The organism is Paenibacillus sp. MMS18-CY102, assembly GCF_009789195.1.
Lineage (GTDB): Bacteria > Bacillota > Bacilli > Paenibacillales > Paenibacillaceae > Paenibacillus_T.
Genome location: NZ_WSTC01000022.1, coordinates 1 through 18,759 on the forward strand (window position 1 = coordinate 1; position 18,759 = coordinate 18,759).

Below are 18,759 nucleotides of genomic sequence, written 5' to 3' on the forward strand. Positions count from 1 at the left end.
TTTACATAATTCAACCAAATGGATGGAGCTACCTCTAAGAGGCGCTCGACCTTTTGGATTTCGAGCCAGAATACAATTAACTAAATTTTCAGAAAGAAAGCACATCAGTGTTTATGCAACGCTAGTGGGCCATCACGACAAGCAATCCCAACTGCTCTATGATTTGCACAGCAAAGGCGACCCACTCATCCTCGCAGCTTTCGGGACACCTACAACACAAATGTTCAAAAGCCCGTATCAGAGGCCAGCTAGAAAAGCTTCCAACTGGTTTATGCGGTTTTTAAACTTCTGGGGGATCTAGCATTACATACTCAAGAAATAAAATATTCTATATTAATCCATCCATAACTAAAATCAGTTATTGTCTATCAAAAAAATAATATGATAATATGATTAATATTGGATTAACAAAAGATGGATAGAGGAGTGATACATTTGGTCTCGAAATTTTTTAGCAAAAAAGTATTGGTTGTACTCGTTGGCGTATTAGCTTGCACAACTGTAGGCTCTGCTGTATACGCAGGCACTGCTATGAAGAAAATCATCGCCTATCAAAATGCAGGAATCACGATCAAGGTAAACGGCTCGAAAGTGAATCTATCGGATAGCGGAAAAGCGCTTTATCCCATCACTTACGATGGAACGACCTATGTGCCGGCTGCCCCTGTAGCTAAAGCGATGGGCGGTTCGGTCAGTTGGAATGCTGCTGGACAATCCGTTGATATCACGACCAAAGGTTCGAGTGGATCTGCAGGAACTACTGGTTCCACGGGAACAACGCCTTCTTCAACAGACTCCGTTAATTTGAAAACAGGCTATACTAACGGCACAGCGATGAGCAAAATTTTCGAAGACAATAAAAATGCAGCCTCCTATGCCATTCGGCTATATGCTAGTGCGATTCAAACGGGAGATACGAAAGCACTAAAAGCATGGATGCGCACCAACTCCCAAAAAACCTCGACGGGCAAAGATTACTATGACGACTACGCAAAAGACCTGGACGAGGATGTCGCGTTCTATCGCGATATGTTCACCAGTGGTGAGCTTGCAACGCTGGCGAACGATGTGATCGCCAAAGCAAAGGCTAAACAATTTAGTGCCGACTCAAAGGGAAATGCTGGATCCAATCGGCTTGATTATTGGATAGATATTGAGATAGACGGCATGAGCGATAAGCTTGGATTGTCGTACTATATTGATGAGAACTATGACACAGGGAAAACAGCCAACTGGGGCATCGATTTCCGTTAATCGTTGGCCATTAACAAAGAGGCGGGAAACTACCTTCAGGGTAGCTTCCCGCCTCTTTGTTCGTCTTCCGTATGCTTTAAAGCTCAAGCCGCCTAAAGTTCGGGAATGGCTGATTCGCCTCTTGCAGCGAACCTAAGTTCGCCATTTCCGCCACAGCCATCATTCGCTCCCAGATCGGCCAGACAACAGTGGACTTATGCGCCTGATGCATCGCCTCGGCCGATTTCCATTCGAACATTTCAATAATCGTGCCATCCGCCGCTTCCACGCGCGTCAATGGATGATCGGCAATCAACCCTTCTTGTCTCAGTGCAGGCTCATGCTCTTTCACAATTTGGCGCAGTTCCTGTTCCTTGCCCGGGTGCGGGCGGTACAAAGCTATTGCAAAGTTCGTTTCCGGCATCATTGATGGCCCTCCTTAACGTTGTGCCCCCAATCGGCCTTAGACAGTTGGTAGTAGTTATATGCTTTGCCATCAATCTCGACTGTCCCTTGCATATGAAACCCGCTTTTTTGAATAACTCTATTCGATGGAATGTTAGTTAACAGAGCGACGGCATTCAGCGTTTCTACGTTTGTATTCCCAAATAAATAGCTCGCCATTCCTTGTGCAGCTTGGGTTGTATAACCTTTGCCCCTATGATCCTTCGAGATCGCATACATCATTTCGCGGTTTGGCGATGGCAATTCGTCTTTGACCCCCGAACAACACCAGCCAATCAATTCCCCTGTCTCTTTCAAAATAATGGCCAGGCGAAGGCGAATATCGCCGACGTCTCCACCTTGTGATACAGCCTCGATAAACTGTTCATTCTCCGGTATTTCGTAGTTCATAAACCAATCTTCACGTTGTTCTAGCGGCACGTTCCAACCTGGCAAAAATTCATAAATTTCTGGCTGCCAGGTCAATTCATGAAACCGATTTAAATCTGTAACTAAGAACTCCCTTAGCATAATGTCCTTGCAGTCAATTAATAAAGTGCTTTCTCCTGAAATGGAATGTGTATTCGAGTCCACGAAATGCCTCTCCTTTATAGTCCCATCTTGGAGTAATCATAAATATCGACAACGGCTCCATGCTCAAAATCCTTTTTGAACAAGAAGGCAATGATTTGCCGTGCCGTATCTTCAGGTGTAGCCAGCATGCCCGCCTTATTGACTGATTCAAACACCTCGGCTGATGGGAACGCCGCTTTATCTTGCGTTCTTGCTTCACGCTGCAACGCCGTGTCGATCATGCCCGGCCAGATGGACACGATGCCCACGGGCGCTTGCGCGTGATTTTGCTCAAGGGCGGCACATTGCGAGAATACGTCCAGCCCTGCTTTTGCAGCCGAATATAGGCTCATGCCCGGATGATGGTTCCGCGCAGACGCGGATGAGATGTTGATGATTCGTTTGTCGATCGCATCATGCTTCGTTTGCTTAATGAATGATGCGCTTAATAGAATAGGCGCAAGCAAATTAACATGGATGTTTCTCGCGATATCCTCTGCCTCCGCCGCATCTATAAACGCAGTTGGCGCGATCATCGAAGCGTTATTGATGAGGTAAATCCCCTCTGCATTTGTCTTATCGATCGCTTGAAATATTTGCTCCATTAGCGATTCAATCTGGCCGGTTTGATTCAGGTCAAATTCAAGGTACGAGATGTTGCTGCTTTGGCGCAGCAAGCGCTCGTTCTTCTCCCGCGAGATACAGAACAAGTGATGCTCTGGCGCAATTAATTGCTCCGCAATCGACTCGCCGATTCCCCGTGATGTTCCGGTTATAATGAAATATTTCATGCGTTACAATCTCCGTTTCCCTACCATCTGCTCATGTTGGTAAACCGCCACACGTAGGTTTCTTTTTCAACTTGGTACATCCACTTTTCCTTCACAATCCGCGCCTTCCCATTCTTCGGCGTGACAGCGGTCTGCTCTGTCACATAAATCTTCATCACCTTAGAAGAGACTTTCTCAGTACGATCGACGGTATAGGCTTTGCCGAACTGCTCTTTCGTTCCCGCTGCATACATCTTCTTGGCGAATTGGCGCTGCTGCTTATCAATGGCGCTGCCCGGCTTTAATATTTCATATAAGAAGTTGTAATAATCGTCATTAACCGCAAGGGAGAGCTTCCTGTAGTAATCTTGCAGCATATCATTGACGTAGATTTCTTTGTTCTTGCTGCGTTCTATCTTAGTAGTTGCGATTGTCCCTTTATACATAAAGGACGGGCTGCCGTTAAACACATCGCCGGTTGCCGGATCAACAAGATAGGTCGTGTAGCTCGATCCGTAATTCGCTGCCATCTTGCCTGTCTCCATTGATTTGATCAGCGAGAAAACGCCAATCTCAATGCGCCCCTTATCATAATTGCCGGTTGCTTCTACCGTATGTTTGGCATCAACATTTTTCAAGAAACGTTGCTTCAATAGCTGTACGCACTGCTCAACTGTAAAAGGAGGATCATGTTTATCGATCAGCAAATTATCAACATAGAGGTCATCCAGGTACCCATACACGTTGCCAGACACCGGATCGATTCGAAAGATTTCGCTTTCTCCTAGAAACTCTCCTCTCGTCATATTCTTGAAAACATAGCTGCCGTCCTCATACATGAAGTCGTATCCATATTCACCATTCACATCATTCATTTTCATTCGAAAAAGCTTCAGCGCTTCATCTATGGATAAAAACGTTCGATCTTTATCATATTGCTCTTTGGTCTTCACGCTAAGAAATAGGGTAACCATGCTCTTATCTGGCATAATAGCCCGGACGTTAAAATAACCTGCTTTCTTCGCCTTGACCTTTACGCTCCCTTTGCCCTGCTCCAGAATGGTCAAACTCGCAGTATCTAGCTGAAAGGCAGCTTGTTCCGCCAGCTTGTGATCTTCTTGATGATGCCCACAATAGACATAGAAAAATGCTGTGCTGAGATAAGTATCGTTAATGACCAGCTCAGTACCGTTTTCAGACTTAATCGAGCATCCACTCGCCTGTGTTGCTGTTGCTGCTGCTACGGGTTTAAAAGAAACGTTAAATAATGTGCCCGCAATAAGAACAAGCGCTACCATTAAACATAATCTAGCCTTCATGTTGTCCCAGCTTTCAGTGATAGAATAGATAACGCTCCGATTCTCTCATAAATACATATACTTATATATATTTCCTATTTAAAGTTTTGCTCAAAAAAAGCTATCGCCCGGTCAATCAGGTTCCCGTTCATTCTCGCTATCGTCTCCCGTGTAAAATAAGCCACATGCGGCGTACAGACGACATTAGGCAGTTCGCACAACAAGGAATCACGCACAGGCTCGTCCTCATATACGTCCAATCCCGCACCATACAGCTTGCCGCTTCGCAAAGCCTCCGCTAGCTCCTTCTCATGAACCAAGCTTCCTCTAGCCGTGTTAATCAGGATCGCGCCATCCTTCATCATCGCGAGCTCCCGGCTGCCGATCAGTGGCGCTCCACCCGCTTGCGTGGACGCATGCAGCGTGACCATATCCGCCTGCCGCAGTACGTCTTCCACCGATAAACGCCCATCTAACGAAGTGGCCGCGCCCCCTCTGCCCGATGCAATAAGCGGCTTCATGCCAAGCGCTGCCCCGATCGCCGCTACCTCTTGGCCGATTGTGCCGTAGCCGATGATGCCTAACGTTTTGCCGCGAAGCTCAAGGTTTGGAACCAGACCCTCTCTCCACTTGCCCGCTTGCACGTTATGGCTAGCTGCCGATAGCTGCTTCGTTACTGCGAACAGCAGGGCAAATGCATGCTCCGCCACCGCATTCGCTCCTTCTTGCGGTATGCCGCGAACGGCAATCCCGAGCTGCCGGGCAAGCTCTCCATTCACATAGTCGGTATTATGGGCACGCACCCCAATGTACCGGCATTGCGTGAAACGCTCAAGCTGCTTAGTTAAAATTCGGCTATGAATAAGAAACGCCTGATAGCTCGCAAGCTGGCCCTCAGGCACACTATGGATATCGATATAATCGACGAAAAATGCAGCCTCAAGCCGAGCCTGTTCTTCCGCAGACAGCTGTATCGCTTGATCAACTGCACATTTTACAGCATACTCTGCCACCGCTCCTCCTCACCTCTTCTCCAACAAGCTGCTTCGCAACATCTCTTCGACTAACGGCATATGTTCATTCAGCCACGCATCCCGCGTCCGATATTGCTGCATAATGTATGTAAAATAAGGCTCCACATGATGCCCCGCATAATGCTGGCCAATATAAATATGCAGCACCGCAAGATGATAGAAACGGGTCAACAGCAGAAGCTGGGCAATTTCTTCCCGCGTAGCAGCCCGGAACTCGGAATAGCCTTTCACGAAAGCCGCCGCCATGTCGAGGGAGCCGTTAGACATTTGCAGCACATGGTTGAAGCTAATCGCGAATTCGAGGAACGCGATATCCTGTGACATCAAGTCAAAATCGAGCACGGCATGAATGCGATTATCGACCGCCAATAAGTTAAAGACTAACACATCGTGATGGACAAACTGCTTCGGCAACTGATCTAGTGCGCTGCTCTCCCCCTCGGCAAATTCCAGCATCTGCTGATAGAAGTTGAAGTCCTCTTCTGGTATTGCAAAAGGCGGCTCCTTCATAAAAGCATGTACCGCCTCACTATTCGCAAGCGGATGAATCCCGTAGAGATCCGTAAACGGCTTGCCCCGATAAGCGTAGCTATCAGTATCTGAATCGCCTAGTGCAGCAGACAATTCACCTACAACTCGCCCCAGCTCATATGCCTGTTCGACACCAGAAAGCTCATAGACCGCACCTTCGAGAAACGCTGTAACCGCACCTAACGTGCCATCTGGGAATTCGACGTATGGCTTCGCATTAAGCGTTTCTACAAATTGCGGAACTTGGAAGGATAGCTGCCTGCTCACTAAATAGGACGTTATCCCAGCTTCTAGCTTCATAGCAGGCAAATCTTTCAGATGAACATTATACAAACGGGCAATAAATTTACGCCCGTCAACCGTCACAACCTTCGTGTCATTCGTCAGGCCAAAAGGCACCGGCTCCATCACATAACCAGCTACCCCATCAAAATACTGTCCCAAAAGTTCGTCCCATTTGGTCTTCATTGGACTGCCCCTTCCGCCAAAGTTGTTGGATTTTACAATATCTAGGTAACACCCCAACTATACCAATCACCCGTCCAATTTGTAAATGCTTCCTGCCCATTTGTGTAAAGAACACTTGACTGTATGTATGGTTTACTTTACATTATGTACATCAAACTTTACTGAAATATTCTGTAAGGAGGGGTTTCATGAGGGCAATCGTGTTCACGAAGTATGGATCGCCGGATGTGCTGGAACTTCGGGAAGTGGAAAAGCCAGTGCCCAAGGACAATGAAGTACGGGTCCGCATCTATGCGGCGTCCGTTACGCCATCGGACTGCGCCTTTCGCAAGGCGGATCCGGCAGCAATACGGTTCATGTATGGATTTCTGCGGCCACGCCATTCCATACTAGGCGTCGAATTTTCCGGTGTAATTGATGCAGTGGGGAAGGATGTTCAGGCCTTCAAGGCAGGCGATGAGGTGTGTGGCATAAGCACCCGTACGTTCGGCGCCTATGCCGAGTACAAATGTTTAGCGGCGGACGCCCTCCTTGCGATGAAACCTACGAACATATCGCATGAAGCAGCCGCTGGCGCTTGTGACGGCGCATTAACCTCACTCATTTTCCTTCGGGACCATGCCAAGCTTCAGCCCGGACAGTCGATTCTCATCAATGGCGCTTCCGGCTCGGTCGGCGCCTATGCGGTACAGTTAGCAAAGCACTACGGGGCTAACGTGACAGGGGTTTGCAGCACAGCAAACGTAGACTTGGTGCGGTCACTTGGTGCTGATCGAGCAATCGACTACACCAAGACGGATTTTACGAAGAACGGCCAGTCGTACGACGTCATTTTTGATGCGATAGGCAAAAGCTCCTTCTCCCGATGCCGAGCCGCGCTCACGCCTTACGGCATTTACCTCTCCACGGTGCCTTCGCTTGCTATCCTGCTGAGCATGCTCAAGACTTCCAGAAGCCGGGGCAAGAAAGCAATATTCGTCGCAGCCGGGCTGAAGCAGCGGCGGGATAACCTCTACTTCCTCCGTGAGCTTATTGAGGCTGGAGTGATCCTCCCCGTTATCGATCGAATATATCCGCTGGAACAAGCCGCTGATGCCCATCGGTATGTGGAAACGGGGCGCAAGAAGGGGAATGTGATCCTTACGATCGGGCGTTGATTCGATTGCGCGATTTCAACGCGTGCATAGCATCGCTGCAAATAGGGGATGTTGTGGATTGGCGAAGATTTGCCAAAATCACATTTGTGCCAGTGAGGGATCAGTCAACCATGTGGCGTTACTTGCGAATCTGGACGGAGCGGCGGTCTCCTGCCCAAGTCATTACCGGCTATTATCTGCTAGCCGTAACGGTATCCATCCTTTTATTCAGCATTCCTGCTGTGCTCAAGCCTGGGGTTCAAGTCTCTTTCTTCGACACCGTCTTCATGGCGGTCAGCGTCGTAAGCGATACTGGGCTTACCGTGTTTAATATCGCAGAAACCTACAGCGTATTCGGTTATGTTGTCATTATGGTCGTCTTGCAGTTCGCCGGGATCGGCATTATGGCGATGAGCACCTTTTTCTGGCTGCTGCTGGGACGCCGAATCGGGCTGCGTGAGCGGCAGCTTATTATGGCCGATAACAATCAATTTGCGTTGTCCGGGCTCGTTCATTTGGTCAAGGACATTTTGCGCATTATTCTCCTGACCGAGCTGATCGGGGCGCTCCTGTTCGGATTCCGGTTCCTGCATTACTATCCAACATGGAAGGAAGCGTTCCTTCACGGGCTGTTTGCCTCCGTCAGCGCGACAACCAACGCAGGGATGGACATCACAGGACAGTCACTTGCCCCTTATGCAGGCGATTATTTTGTGCAAACGATCACGATTTTTCTTATTATTTTCGGAGCGATCGGGTTTCCGGTCTTGATTGAGGTAAAGACGTATGTAGCGCGCAAGGCGCTGCTTAACAATAAGCATCCTTTCCGTTTTTCCCTATTCACGAAGCTGGCCACGTTTACCTATGGCATTCTGCTCATGATCGGAACGGTACTGATTTGGCTGCTGGAACGCAACCATTCTTTGCAAGAGATGTCTTGGCACCGAAGCTTCTTCTATGCGCTCTTCCAAACCACCACAACGCGAAGTGCCGGGCTGACGACGATGGATATTAACCAGTTCACGCTGCCAACGCTGCTGCTCATGTGCGTTTACATGTTTATTGGCGGCTCCCCGAACTCCGTCGGCGGAGGCATCCGAACGACAACTTTTGCGCTCAATATGCTCTTTCTCTTCCACTATGCTCGGGGCAACCGCGAGGTCAAAGTGTTTAGGCGCGAGCTGCATCAAGACGATATTCTCAAATCGCTAGCGATCACGCTATTGGCATTCTTCATGTGCAGCCTGTCCGTCATCGCCATAAGCATCTCGGACAAAGAGCCTTCGCTTATGGCCATTGTGCTGGACGTGTGCTCTTCCTTCGGGACGGTTGGCCTGTCGATGGGGATTACGCCGGACCTTAGCATTTTCGCCAAATGCATACTAATGGTGCTCATGTTTGTCGGAAGAATCGGCTTAACCTCCTCCTTAAACTTGATCGGCAATGATAAGAATGACCGGAAATACCATTACCCGGTGGAGCGTGTGATGACGGGGTAAAATGCAAACAGAGCATCGGAGAGGAATGTCTCCAATGCTCTGTTTTTAGGTTCAGAACCCGTTAGGGCGGCGAAGCTATAAGCTCTGCTCGCTCACGCCTGTCGCCGGGTCGAACGTCAGCATCTTGGCAAGCGAGGCACGGTTCTTCCAGCACCTCGAATAGCTATGAATTACTTACCTAAAATCAAAACAAGCCGGCTCCATTTCATCCGAACCAGCTTGTTAAGTTATCTTAAACTATAGGCACAGTAGATTGGATTACAATATTGGAATCATAAGGGTTTACAGCTGTCCCTGCTGCTGACTCAAAGTAGTATCCTACTAAAGTTCCACCAGGAGAATACTTCTTATATTCAAGATTTCCATGTGAACTACCACCTACCGAGTAAGCGGTAATATATGCCGTCGTCTTTGCTGGGATCACTTGAGAGATACCATAACTAGTTCCTGAGGTAAAGGTTTTAGATATTCCCCATGACCCACCAAGTTCTACTTCTAGTTTTGCCAAAAAACTAGCTTTTACTTCAGTCCTTCCGGAAATATTTATCCCTACATTCCATTGAGATTCTTTCGAGGTAGTTTGCGAATAATTGGCTGATGCACTTGTTGTGAGGTTATTCTCAATCCTTACAGTCCCCATATTTTGATAATACCAATTTTTTTGGGCAGCAGAAGATACATAACCATTAAAAATATAAGTAAAGCCATCGATTGGAACAGAAAAAACAGAAAAGGATCCACTTTTATTTAGTTCGCTCAAAGGTATAACCTGTTTTTTATTTCCATTTAAATCCACTTCCCAAGCTGTAGTTTTGGGTACGCTAGTCGGAACTACTTGTGCATCAGCTTTCGCTAAAACATCTGTCGGGATGTCTGATTTAGTCTTTGCATATGCACTACCAACAACCGACAAGCTCAATGCAACTGACAATAAACCAACTTTTCCAATAAAGTTTTTGACCACCATTATCTCCTCCTTTTAACTACATCCAAATACTATCATTAAATCCTGAATATTATAACTCTGTATTAAAACTCTACCAATTCCTTTATAATTGCTCTCATAGCGGTTTTAGTCGTTTCTAAATTGGCTTCTCTGTCAGCTAATTGTTGTACGGTCACAATTAAGTTTTTATAGCTCAACGTAGCCATATCAAACTGACTAGCTAGTTTTTCGTTTATATTTGCATAATTATTTAACCTTGACCAATCTAATAGATCATTTCCAATATAATTTTTATTAAATGAAACTCGAACAATTATCTGTTTGCTCTGAGCTTGATTTTCAAATATGAATATATAAGATGTTGGTTGAACATTTGCAAAGTCCCTCGATCCGTCTAGGGTTAGATTTTCTCTTTTTTCAAATGTTAAATCTTTTTCAACTATAACAATATTTTTCCCAGATTCCGCTTTAAGTGTGAATTCAGGTATTATTAAGTTGCTCTGAAAACGATCAGTGAGATCCTTATATTGTGAATAACTCAAAATAGCTTCCCCTGAGTTATTTATACCTCCAGCTACTGAAACTTCATTTTCAGAAACGACTTCAGAATGGTTTTGATTAAAACATCCACTTAATAGAAAAAAAAGAGATATAGCAACTATTTTTTTTATTCTTTTCATAAATTCCCTCCTCGTATTACTTAAAGTTTCATATAGGAATGATTTCAAGCAATTTCCTCAGAGCGACACATTGTAACAAACATTTTTGAGAGAAAAATCGTGCAACTTAAATGCTCCTTCACTGCAATTCTTTAACTCATGCCGTGAGTCAACAACGACCGAGTGTTGCAAAAACACATCATAGACTGTGCTTCAGAAAATCCCCCATCTCCTCCCCAATATTAATAACCCATTCCTCAATTGCCTTTCGAGAGAGTGTACAGAGAGTGCAAACGTTTGAACAAATAGGTATCAGAGCTGTTTCAAATGATCCCATTCAAATCTTACAATTTCGCGAATCGAATCACAACATTTTTTGTAAACATTTACTAAGATTTTAACATTAGTATAAAATTGGATTATCGTCTAGCACATTTGAAGCACAGCAATTATCTACAATTTACAATGCCCCTTCAACTCTGCCGTCTACACTTACAGGTATACTTGTTTGAAATAGTAGTTCCATATCCCCTTCTAGCAACTAAAACATCGTTTCCTGAAGCGGCTTCCGAATGGTTTTGATTCGAACATCCACCTAAGACATGGAAACTAATTGCATCACTTCTTAAAAATTCGCGCAAACGTTTGAACAGAAGGAAAATACAACATTCTATAACAATCCCATCCAATACCGTTAGATCGACACCTCGAACTCGTTCACGTACACGGCGGTGCCACGGATCGCAATGCCTGTATCGTTGGTGACGGTCACATCGACTCTGCCGTCCCTGCCGATTTCTTGCCCCTGCTCCACCCGTAGGTGGAGTACCGGGTCCTGGCCGTGCTTGATGTACTTCGCATAATAAGCACCCATGACGCCCGAAGCTGTGCCTGTAACAGGATCTTCGACCGTTCCGGAAAACGGGGAGGAGAAGTGGCGAGCATGCATATGTGCGGCGGGATCATAGGTCTCTAGACAAAAAGGATGCAGCGATGCGCGCGGCATCTCTTCCAACACACTTGGGAAAAGCTCATTACGGGGTTTCATTCGCTCGCAAACAGCCAGCCCCTTAACGGGAATGATTAGCGTCCAAGTCCCTGTACTGCCATATACCACCGGCAATTCAGCCGAAATATCGTCCTGAGCAATGCCCATGGCGTAAGCCAATTGCTCCAGCGACCCATTAAACGGTTCGAATTGCGAAGCTGCTTGCTGCATCGTAATGAGCAAACCTCCCTCTCGTTCATCCAGCTGTATAGACAAAATGCCCGCTTTTGTTTCGATCGTAAGCGTTTCCCGATTGCCCAGCAGCCCTCTGGTCTTCAAAGCGTAGATCGTTGCCATTGTGGCATGCCCGCAGAGATTAATTTCATGTCCCGGCGTAAAGAAGCGGATGCGCAGGTCAGCTTGTTCGGACGGCAAAGGAAAAGCAGTCTCGTTAAACCCTACAGCCGCCGCTACTTGCAGCATCTGCTCCTCCGTCAGGCTTCCCCCCTCCAAAACGACACCCGCCGGGTTCCCTTTGTTCGGGATGCTGCTGAATGCATCATAGTGGTATACCTTAACAGCGGCCATATGTATCCCTCCATGCTAGTGCCAACTTACTTCACGTCCTTAGCCAGGAACATAATTCTCGAAATCTCCTCGAACCCGTATTTCTTATAAAAGAATTCAGCCGACATGCCGCGGTCCGTCAGCAAAGCAAGGTTGCGGACATCTTCTTCCTTCATTACCTGCTCAAGATACTGCATTAAGCTAGTTCCGATGCCTGACCGCTGCTTATCCGTCCGGACGCACATCTCATTAATGAAAAACTCGTCTCCCTGCCACCATTTCTTCACGCTGCCGAATATGAAGCCTTGAATGGCATCCCCTTGTACGGCCACTATTCCTTTGAATCTCGGCATATTCGTAAAATCCGTTAAATACTCCGTTACCCGCTCCTCGGTCCACTCGTCATTCCATGGCTCGGCATTAAATACATCCCTGTACAGGCGAATACAGCCCTGAAGGTCCTCAGGCGCGAGGCTCCTGACACTAATCACAAGTAATCCCCCCCAATTTTTTCTAATTCGAATTATAACTAGAAATTAGGCGATTAGCTATACATAGCCTTAGGGGGATGCCCTGACATGCATTAACTTTCGTTTCATCTACTGCCCCCCGCTTCCCTCAATCACCTACTTTTTACCATATATTCACGATTGACTCGGTTAAAAAGGAGTTCCTATGAAAAAAAGCCGATCAGCCACTCCTCATCAGAGCGCGCTACCGGCTTTGCTATATAACTTATGTAGACTAACCCGATTCCGCCCATCACGTTTGGATGTGTACAACGCCTCATCGGCTTTGCTAAGCAGCATCTCCAATGTTTCATCGTGATGTCCCGTAACGTGGGCAATGCCGAAGCTTGCGGTTACCGTTAACGAGCCTTTGGGCGTCAGCAGGAGCGCATGCTCCATCGCTGCGCGCAGCCGCTCGGCTATTGCGTAAGCTCCCTGATCGGTAACGAATGGCAGTGCCAGTACAAACTCCTCCCCGCCATAGCGCCCGAATAGGGCATCCTCTGGCAGAAGTTCTTTGCAAACGGAGACGACATGGACGATCATCCGGTCCCCCGTCTCATGGCCGTACGTGTCATTCACCCGCTTGAAGAAATCGATATCGAACAAAATAACCCCGAAAGGCATTTCCAGCTCCCGAGATTGTTCAAGCATTCCTCGGCCAAGCTGGATAAACTGCGTACGGTTCAATATCTGCGTGAGCCCGTCGTAATAGGCTTGATGCTCCAGCTCTTGCTGCAGCCGCTTCAGCTCCGTTACATTAATGAGCATCAGCAAGCTGCCTGCATGCTCCCCATTTTGATGCCGAAGTATAGAAGACCGCACCTCATATACCTTCTCCACGCCATCGGACGTCCACGTTAGCTCATCGACGCTGCCGTCTTGGTCACGTTTCAGAGGGAATGACTCCCCCGTCAGCTCCAGCCACACCTCATCCAGCTGTTGGCCGATCATGGACTGGCGCAGGGAAGGAATCATCACGCTGACGGTCCGGTTATAGTCAACGAGCCGCTCCGACGAATCCAAGACGATGAAGCCCTCTCCCATACTGTCGAAAATCGATTCCTTCGCAACCGGAATAACGGTAAGCATGCGAGTAGAGAAAATCGCCCAAATATACAGCACAGACGACATACATATGCTGAGCGGAACCGGATCTAGGCCAGTCGGCGTTAGGCCAAGGCGATAGGCAATGCCTGCTATCATCGGCACTAATAATCCGCCCATCAAGATGGCCAGCTCCCGCCGGAACGCCCGCCCCGTTTGCTTCCAACGGCTCAGCAATAAAGCGATACTCGCCACTGTACAGATGATCATATAGAAATCGTGCAAGATGTACCATTGCCCCATCTCGATCATAAGTACGTGGGGCGTAACGCCTTCCTCAAACTTGAACACGCGGTAATACATGTGATGATAACGGCTCGTCGACACCATTATCCACGTAATGGCAGGAATAATGAAAAGGGCCACTGTAGCGATGCGCGATATCCTTCGTCCGAGATATTGCAGAACGAGGATTAAAGCCAGAGGCGAGAACGTACAAATGCCGATATATTCAATCATGATGTACGATCTGACTTGTTCGAGCGTGCTGCTGCCTAACTCGAAGGTGTATCCGAAGCAATAAATCGATAAGGCCAACGTGTACAAAATAAACGTGCGGGAAGCAGCCGACTCCCTTCTCCGCGTGAATACATAAAAGCATAAAAACAAGTTAAATACGCCGGATATCCCGACCAATGTAATGTACGTCGCAATTTGCGAACCCAATGTTGCCGCCTGCCTTCAATATTCTTATGCAATTTATGGTAACATATTTAATTCAGCATTGAATAGCGGCAAAAAAACGACAGATCGTAAGGCTCAAATAGAGCCGCACGATCTGTCATCGTTACGGTATTGGTCGCTATAAGTACAGCTTACCCTGTGTATGCAGAAGCATTAAAGCTTTCCGGTCCCGCCCGCAATATGGTATCCATATCAACAGCTGCATAGAGCGTATAGACAAGCACGCCGGTGCTTGGGGCAGGGACATTATAATCAGATGCGGCCAGTGGAATGAGCTGATTTCCGGCAACCCCCGCGCTATAGGTTTGTGACGACTGGTACACGATCGGATCGCTGGCCAGAGTACCTTTTACGATAAATAAGGTTACCTGCAATAGCTTGATGGGCTCCTCTGGAAGCTCGATGCCGACGATTCCGTCGAACGATACGCGAATAATGCCAGTTGTTTCAGGCGGAACGTTCAAGCCTACCTGGCCGATCAGCACAGGCTCATTCTTCGGATACGTGGATGGCGCGAGCAAGGGCACATTGATGTTCATGGATGTTCTTGCGTCTAGTAGCGTACCCATCGCGATCACCTCCTCTTATTAGCTAGATGATCCATCGTATGCTTGTCTTGTGCAATTGGTACGGGCCTAAACCTTAAATCTGCCCACTGCTGCCCGAAGCTCGGTAGCCAGCGAGCGAAGCTGCTCCGACGCGCCCACCACTTCTTCGACAGAAGCAAGCTGCTCCTCGGATGCGGCAGCAACCTCTTGCGAGTGCGATGCAGAGCCCTCCGCCATCCGCTCCAATTCATCTAACGAAGCTGCGATTTCCTCGCTGCCTGCGGACATTTGCTCCGATGCGGCCGATACCTCTTGCACTTGCTCGGATACTTGCTTGACGGAAGCCAGAATGGCGCGGAATGACTCGCCGGTCTCGCCAGCCAGCTTTGTGCCTGCCTGAGCTTCCTCCGTTGTCGACGCCAGTGAGCCCGCAACCTCGCGGGACCGCTCGCCAATCGTATGAAGGATCGACGTAATTTCATCCGAAGACTCCTTCGACCGTTCCGCCAGCTTCCGAATTTCCTGCGCAACAACGCCGAAGCCCTTGCCGTGCTCACCCGCCCGCGCCGCTTCAATCGAAGCATTAAGGGCGAGCAGGTTCGTCTGGTTAGCCACTTCCGATATATGGGACAAAATATCTTCGATGCGAACATTCGATTGGTTCAACTCACTCATCGCATCAGCAGCATTATGGACATGCTCTTCAATCGTCATCATCTGCTGAATCGTCCGGTCAATAATGACCTCGCCATTCTCAGCAAGCACCGATGTATCGGATGCCAGATCGGATACAACCGTTGCGGAATCCGCGATCCGCTGGATGCCGATGACCATCTCCTCCATCGCGCGTTGGCATTCCTGCGAGCTAATAAGCTGCGTTTCGCTCCCCGTCGCAACATGCTGAATGGCCTCGGTAATCTCATGCGTAGCTGAAGCCGTCTGCGAAGCAGCATCCTTTAAGCTGCCGGACGACTCCGATACTTCCCGCGACGTTCGTTCAATCTGGATCGTTAATTCGCGCAAGCTTGCAATCATCTCGTTGAAAGAGCTTGCGGCTTGGCCGATTTCATTGCTGTTGGTAACCGGGACTTGCACCATCAGATTCCCTTGTGCTGCCTCCTTGGCTGTTGCCGCGAGTACACGAAGCGGCTTCAAGGCGATACGCGTCAGCAGCACGATCAGTGCAATGCCGATAAGATCGATGATGACTCCGACAGCGATTGTCTTCCATAGCATCTTATTCATTTTGGCCTCAACCTTGCCGTAGTTGAAATCCAAGCCGAATACGGCAGCTGTCTTCCCGTCCTCGCCCTTAATTTGCGCCATGTAAGTGATCCATCGGCCAAATTCATCCTCGTACACCGCCGTTAGGCCATCATTATCCTTCTTCGCCTCTTCGAAGCCTTTCAGCATAGCGTCAATGATTTGAAAATCGTCACCGGGGGCACTTCCTGCTTTAATGAGGCTTTCACTTACTTGCAAATTTCGGAGGTACGCCTTGCCATCCTTATTAATGATTTCAGGCGTTATGTAATAGGCGTTCGTAATCAGGTCGTCATCCGTCATTTTGTCGAGCAGCTTCTTGAGAATTAACATCTCATCGGCAGGGGCTTCTTTCCCCGCTCCAATCGCCGCTCCTGTTATGCTAATCAAATTATTGTTTGCTTGCGCTTGTTCCTTCAGCTTGAATCCCACTTGCTCAAATTCATTATACGCCGCCTGTCTCTCCGCATTATACATAAGGGAAGTCATGACCCCTACCAGAACTAAGAGCAGCAGGGAAATCATAATGGAGCTTGTGAATACGAGACTTCTTCGTTTCAACCATCCGAACAACGCTAACACCTCACGACTTTAGTTTTATAGCCATTATAAGGAATAAGTATTAGCATTTTATGTGGTTAAACGTTTGGAATTCGTTAAGATGAGGGCGGGAAGCAATCGAATATATGGCAAAAAGGGCTGAAGAACACCCATTGCAGTTCATGCAATGACCTCTCCAGCCCTCAACCTCCGCACGCCATCCCATTGCATACTATACAACGCCAACTGGTGCACAGCATGCTTTTGGGACAAAATAAGGTCTTTCGCGCCGTTCCCGTTGCACGTTTTGCAATGAGAGGTTACTTTCAACGCCGCATCGGCGTCCCTCATTGCACGTTCTGCAATGGGGCTTGCCCCGCCCAGCGTTGCGCTTGCCGCGACGATCCCATTGCTGTTCATGCAGGCGTTCTCTCTTCACGCCTTCGCCTTGCGCGGCCACAGGCTGAAACTAAAGCTATAAAGAAAATCGATGCCGACGATGTATGACCATACTTCGATTACACGGCGCAGATCATTCGTCCGGCTCGCATCGCCTACGAACCAGATCATGCTAACCAGCAAGAAACATCCAATCGCCCATGCGACCAAATGCAGCGCCCACATGCGCCGCTCATAGGCAGCATGCTCCGTACCATGTTTGGGCTTAGGAGCCGGTTTCGGACCGCCCGCGAACCTATACGCAAACCGAGCGTCCGCCCATCGGACCATCTTATGCCCGAAGGCTACCGACACGCCAATATAAATAGCCGCCAGCCCGTGAACGGCCGTCGCAATCGCTCCACCGCGCAGATCCATAGCCGTCGCAACAATCAGGACCAGATCAACGATTGGCGTACCAATGAGAAGCGCCGCGCCAACTTTCTTCATCCGGAGCAAATACCGGCAAGCGAGCCCTGCGAGCACCAACACCCAGAACCCAATCTCACAACCAATAATAAAAGCGGTGATCATGCCTGCACTCCTTTATTAGAACGATATTAAGCTACCACCGGCTCATTGCCGTCATTCGCCACACATTCGTTACCTTCTCCACCTGATAAGACCATTTTCCCTTCACCGTGCGTACCTTAACACGGTCAATTGCATAGGCAATCCCGAATTGTTCTTTGGTGCCCGCAGCATATACGGACTTAGCGAACTGCCACTGCTGTTTCTCGATGGCGCTGCCCAACTTTCCATGCTGGTGTACGTACGTTTCGATTCTCTCACAAACCTAGAATATTGTATATATTAGGGAATCTAGTAGAAGCTTTGGACGCCATCTAAGCCCGTTCTATAGCTTTCTTTGATTTTTCAAAAACCAGCTATACAGCTCCGGGTTCGCATACGTTTCTTCCCAAACCTCATGTTTGCCTTCAGGATAAATGGTCAGCTTAGCGGTCCCTCCATGGGCTCGTATTGCCTCAACTAATTCGCTCGCTTCTGCGACGGGAACCACTTCATCCTTCGCCCCATGGAATGCCCATACGGGAATATTGTTGAGAAGCGCCGCTCTTTCCGCCGAACCCCCTCCACACACAGGAGCGATGGCTGCAAATCGGCCAGGATGTTCCATAGCCAAATCCCACACCGCATAACCGCCCATGCTAAGGCCCGTAAGATAAATCCGGTTAGGGTCTACAGGATGCGCCAAAATGATATCGTCGATAAGCGCCATTATGCCATCAAATAGGAAGGGCCAAATATAATAACTAGGGCATTGCGGGGAGACGACGATGAATGGAAAGTTGTCACCTGACTCGATAAGCTGAGGTATTGCCCGCGTTTTTAATAGGTTCAAATCATCGCCTCTTTGATCACGGCCATGCAAGTAGAGAATCAAGGGCAGCTTGCCATCCGTCATGCAGCTTGAATCAGGCAAGTACAAAAGATACTTCAACTTAATCTGCTTGCTCGTTTGAATCTGTTTATCGTACTGGTTTTCTTGTTGCGGCACGCTAC

Annotated in this window: 21 protein-coding genes; 4 read left to right on the plus strand and 17 right to left on the minus strand. The window is 48.2% G+C overall.

Annotation, left to right across the window (positions count from 1 at the left end; translation table 11 throughout):
* On the plus strand, positions 1-301 hold a 301-nt coding region (locus GON22_RS26145), incomplete at its 5' end, for a hypothetical protein (RefSeq protein WP_237179208.1).
* Positions 302-435: 134 nt separating this feature from the next.
* A complete protein-coding gene (locus GON22_RS16695; RefSeq protein ID WP_160397243.1) occupies positions 436-1,254 on the plus strand; it encodes a stalk domain-containing protein in 819 nt (272 codons plus the stop codon).
* Between the two features lie 76 nt (positions 1,255-1,330).
* On the opposite strand, the gene GON22_RS16700 is transcribed toward GON22_RS16695, so the two are convergent.
* The 6 genes from GON22_RS16700 to GON22_RS16725 form a co-directional block, all read right to left on the minus strand.
* Positions 1,331-1,660, minus strand: coding sequence for an antibiotic biosynthesis monooxygenase (locus GON22_RS16700; protein WP_237179209.1), 330 nt, complete (start codon positions 1,658-1,660; stop codon positions 1,331-1,333).
* Positions 1,657-2,271 carry a GNAT family N-acetyltransferase gene (locus tag GON22_RS16705; protein WP_442954384.1) on the minus strand — a complete coding sequence of 205 codons (615 nt, stop codon included), beginning with the start codon at positions 2,269-2,271 and terminating at the stop codon, positions 1,657-1,659. Before GON22_RS16705 ends, GON22_RS16700 begins: the two co-directional genes overlap by 4 nt.
* A gap of 14 nt (positions 2,272-2,285) precedes the next feature.
* Positions 2,286-3,041, minus strand: coding sequence for a (S)-benzoin forming benzil reductase (locus tag GON22_RS16710; RefSeq protein ID WP_160397244.1), 756 nt, complete (start codon positions 3,039-3,041; stop codon positions 2,286-2,288).
* A gap of 20 nt (positions 3,042-3,061) precedes the next feature.
* Complete coding sequence (locus GON22_RS16715) at positions 3,062-4,339, minus strand: TcaA NTF2-like domain-containing protein (RefSeq protein WP_160397245.1); 1,278 nt, start codon at positions 4,337-4,339, stop codon at positions 3,062-3,064.
* 74 nt (positions 4,340-4,413) lie between these two features.
* Positions 4,414-5,331 carry an NAD(P)-dependent oxidoreductase gene (locus tag GON22_RS16720; RefSeq protein WP_160397246.1) on the minus strand — a complete coding sequence of 306 codons (918 nt, stop codon included), beginning with the start codon at positions 5,329-5,331 and terminating at the stop codon, positions 4,414-4,416.
* A gap of 9 nt (positions 5,332-5,340) precedes the next feature.
* On the minus strand, positions 5,341-6,351 hold the full coding sequence (locus GON22_RS16725; protein WP_160397247.1) for a phosphotransferase enzyme family protein: 1,011 nt from the start codon (positions 6,349-6,351) through the stop codon (positions 5,341-5,343).
* Positions 6,352-6,539: 188 nt separating this feature from the next.
* Between GON22_RS16725 and GON22_RS16730 the strand changes: the two genes are divergently transcribed.
* A complete protein-coding gene (locus GON22_RS16730; protein ID WP_160397248.1) occupies positions 6,540-7,508 on the plus strand; it encodes an NAD(P)-dependent alcohol dehydrogenase in 969 nt (322 codons plus the stop codon).
* Positions 7,509-7,618: 110 nt separating this feature from the next.
* Positions 7,619-8,986, plus strand: coding sequence for a TrkH family potassium uptake protein (locus tag GON22_RS16735; RefSeq protein ID WP_160397327.1), 1,368 nt, complete (start codon positions 7,619-7,621; stop codon positions 8,984-8,986).
* Positions 8,987-9,218: 232 nt separating this feature from the next.
* Here GON22_RS16735 and GON22_RS16740 read toward each other — a convergent pair whose 3' ends face one another.
* From GON22_RS16740 to GON22_RS16790, 11 genes are all read right to left on the minus strand, one after another.
* Entirely contained in the window at positions 9,219-9,953 is a 735-nt protein-coding gene (locus GON22_RS16740) for a hypothetical protein (RefSeq protein ID WP_160397249.1), read from the minus strand.
* Between the two features lie 62 nt (positions 9,954-10,015).
* A complete protein-coding gene (locus tag GON22_RS16745; protein WP_160397250.1) occupies positions 10,016-10,612 on the minus strand; it encodes a hypothetical protein in 597 nt (198 codons plus the stop codon).
* A gap of 673 nt (positions 10,613-11,285) precedes the next feature.
* Complete coding sequence (locus GON22_RS16750; RefSeq protein ID WP_160397251.1) at positions 11,286-12,167, minus strand: PhzF family phenazine biosynthesis protein; 882 nt, start codon at positions 12,165-12,167, stop codon at positions 11,286-11,288.
* A 26-nt stretch (positions 12,168-12,193) separates the two neighbouring features.
* Positions 12,194-12,637, minus strand: a complete 444-nt coding sequence (locus GON22_RS16755) for a GNAT family N-acetyltransferase (RefSeq protein ID WP_336604330.1) — start codon at positions 12,635-12,637, stop codon at positions 12,194-12,196.
* 213 nt (positions 12,638-12,850) lie between these two features.
* Complete coding sequence (locus tag GON22_RS16760; protein ID WP_160397252.1) at positions 12,851-14,428, minus strand: histidine kinase N-terminal 7TM domain-containing diguanylate cyclase; 1,578 nt, start codon at positions 14,426-14,428, stop codon at positions 12,851-12,853.
* A gap of 149 nt (positions 14,429-14,577) precedes the next feature.
* Complete coding sequence (locus GON22_RS16765) at positions 14,578-15,015, minus strand: hypothetical protein (protein WP_160397253.1); 438 nt, start codon at positions 15,013-15,015, stop codon at positions 14,578-14,580.
* Between the two features lie 66 nt (positions 15,016-15,081).
* Positions 15,082-16,830, minus strand: a complete 1,749-nt coding sequence (locus tag GON22_RS16770) for a methyl-accepting chemotaxis protein (protein WP_160397254.1) — start codon at positions 16,828-16,830, stop codon at positions 15,082-15,084.
* Positions 16,831-16,977: 147 nt separating this feature from the next.
* Positions 16,978-17,217 carry a hypothetical protein gene (locus GON22_RS16775; protein ID WP_160397255.1) on the minus strand — a complete coding sequence of 80 codons (240 nt, stop codon included), beginning with the start codon at positions 17,215-17,217 and terminating at the stop codon, positions 16,978-16,980.
* Between the two features lie 15 nt (positions 17,218-17,232).
* Positions 17,233-17,769, minus strand: a complete 537-nt coding sequence (locus tag GON22_RS16780; protein WP_160397256.1) for a hypothetical protein — start codon at positions 17,767-17,769, stop codon at positions 17,233-17,235.
* A gap of 31 nt (positions 17,770-17,800) precedes the next feature.
* The gene (locus GON22_RS16785; protein ID WP_160397257.1) at positions 17,801-17,989 is read right to left on the minus strand and encodes a hypothetical protein; all 189 of its coding nucleotides are present in this window, start codon (positions 17,987-17,989) and stop codon (positions 17,801-17,803) included.
* Positions 17,990-18,091: 102 nt separating this feature from the next.
* Positions 18,092-18,754: a prolyl oligopeptidase family serine peptidase gene (locus GON22_RS16790; protein ID WP_160397258.1), complete on the minus strand. Its 663-nt coding sequence runs from the start codon at positions 18,752-18,754 to the stop codon at positions 18,092-18,094.
* Positions 18,755-18,759 lie beyond the last annotated feature (5 nt).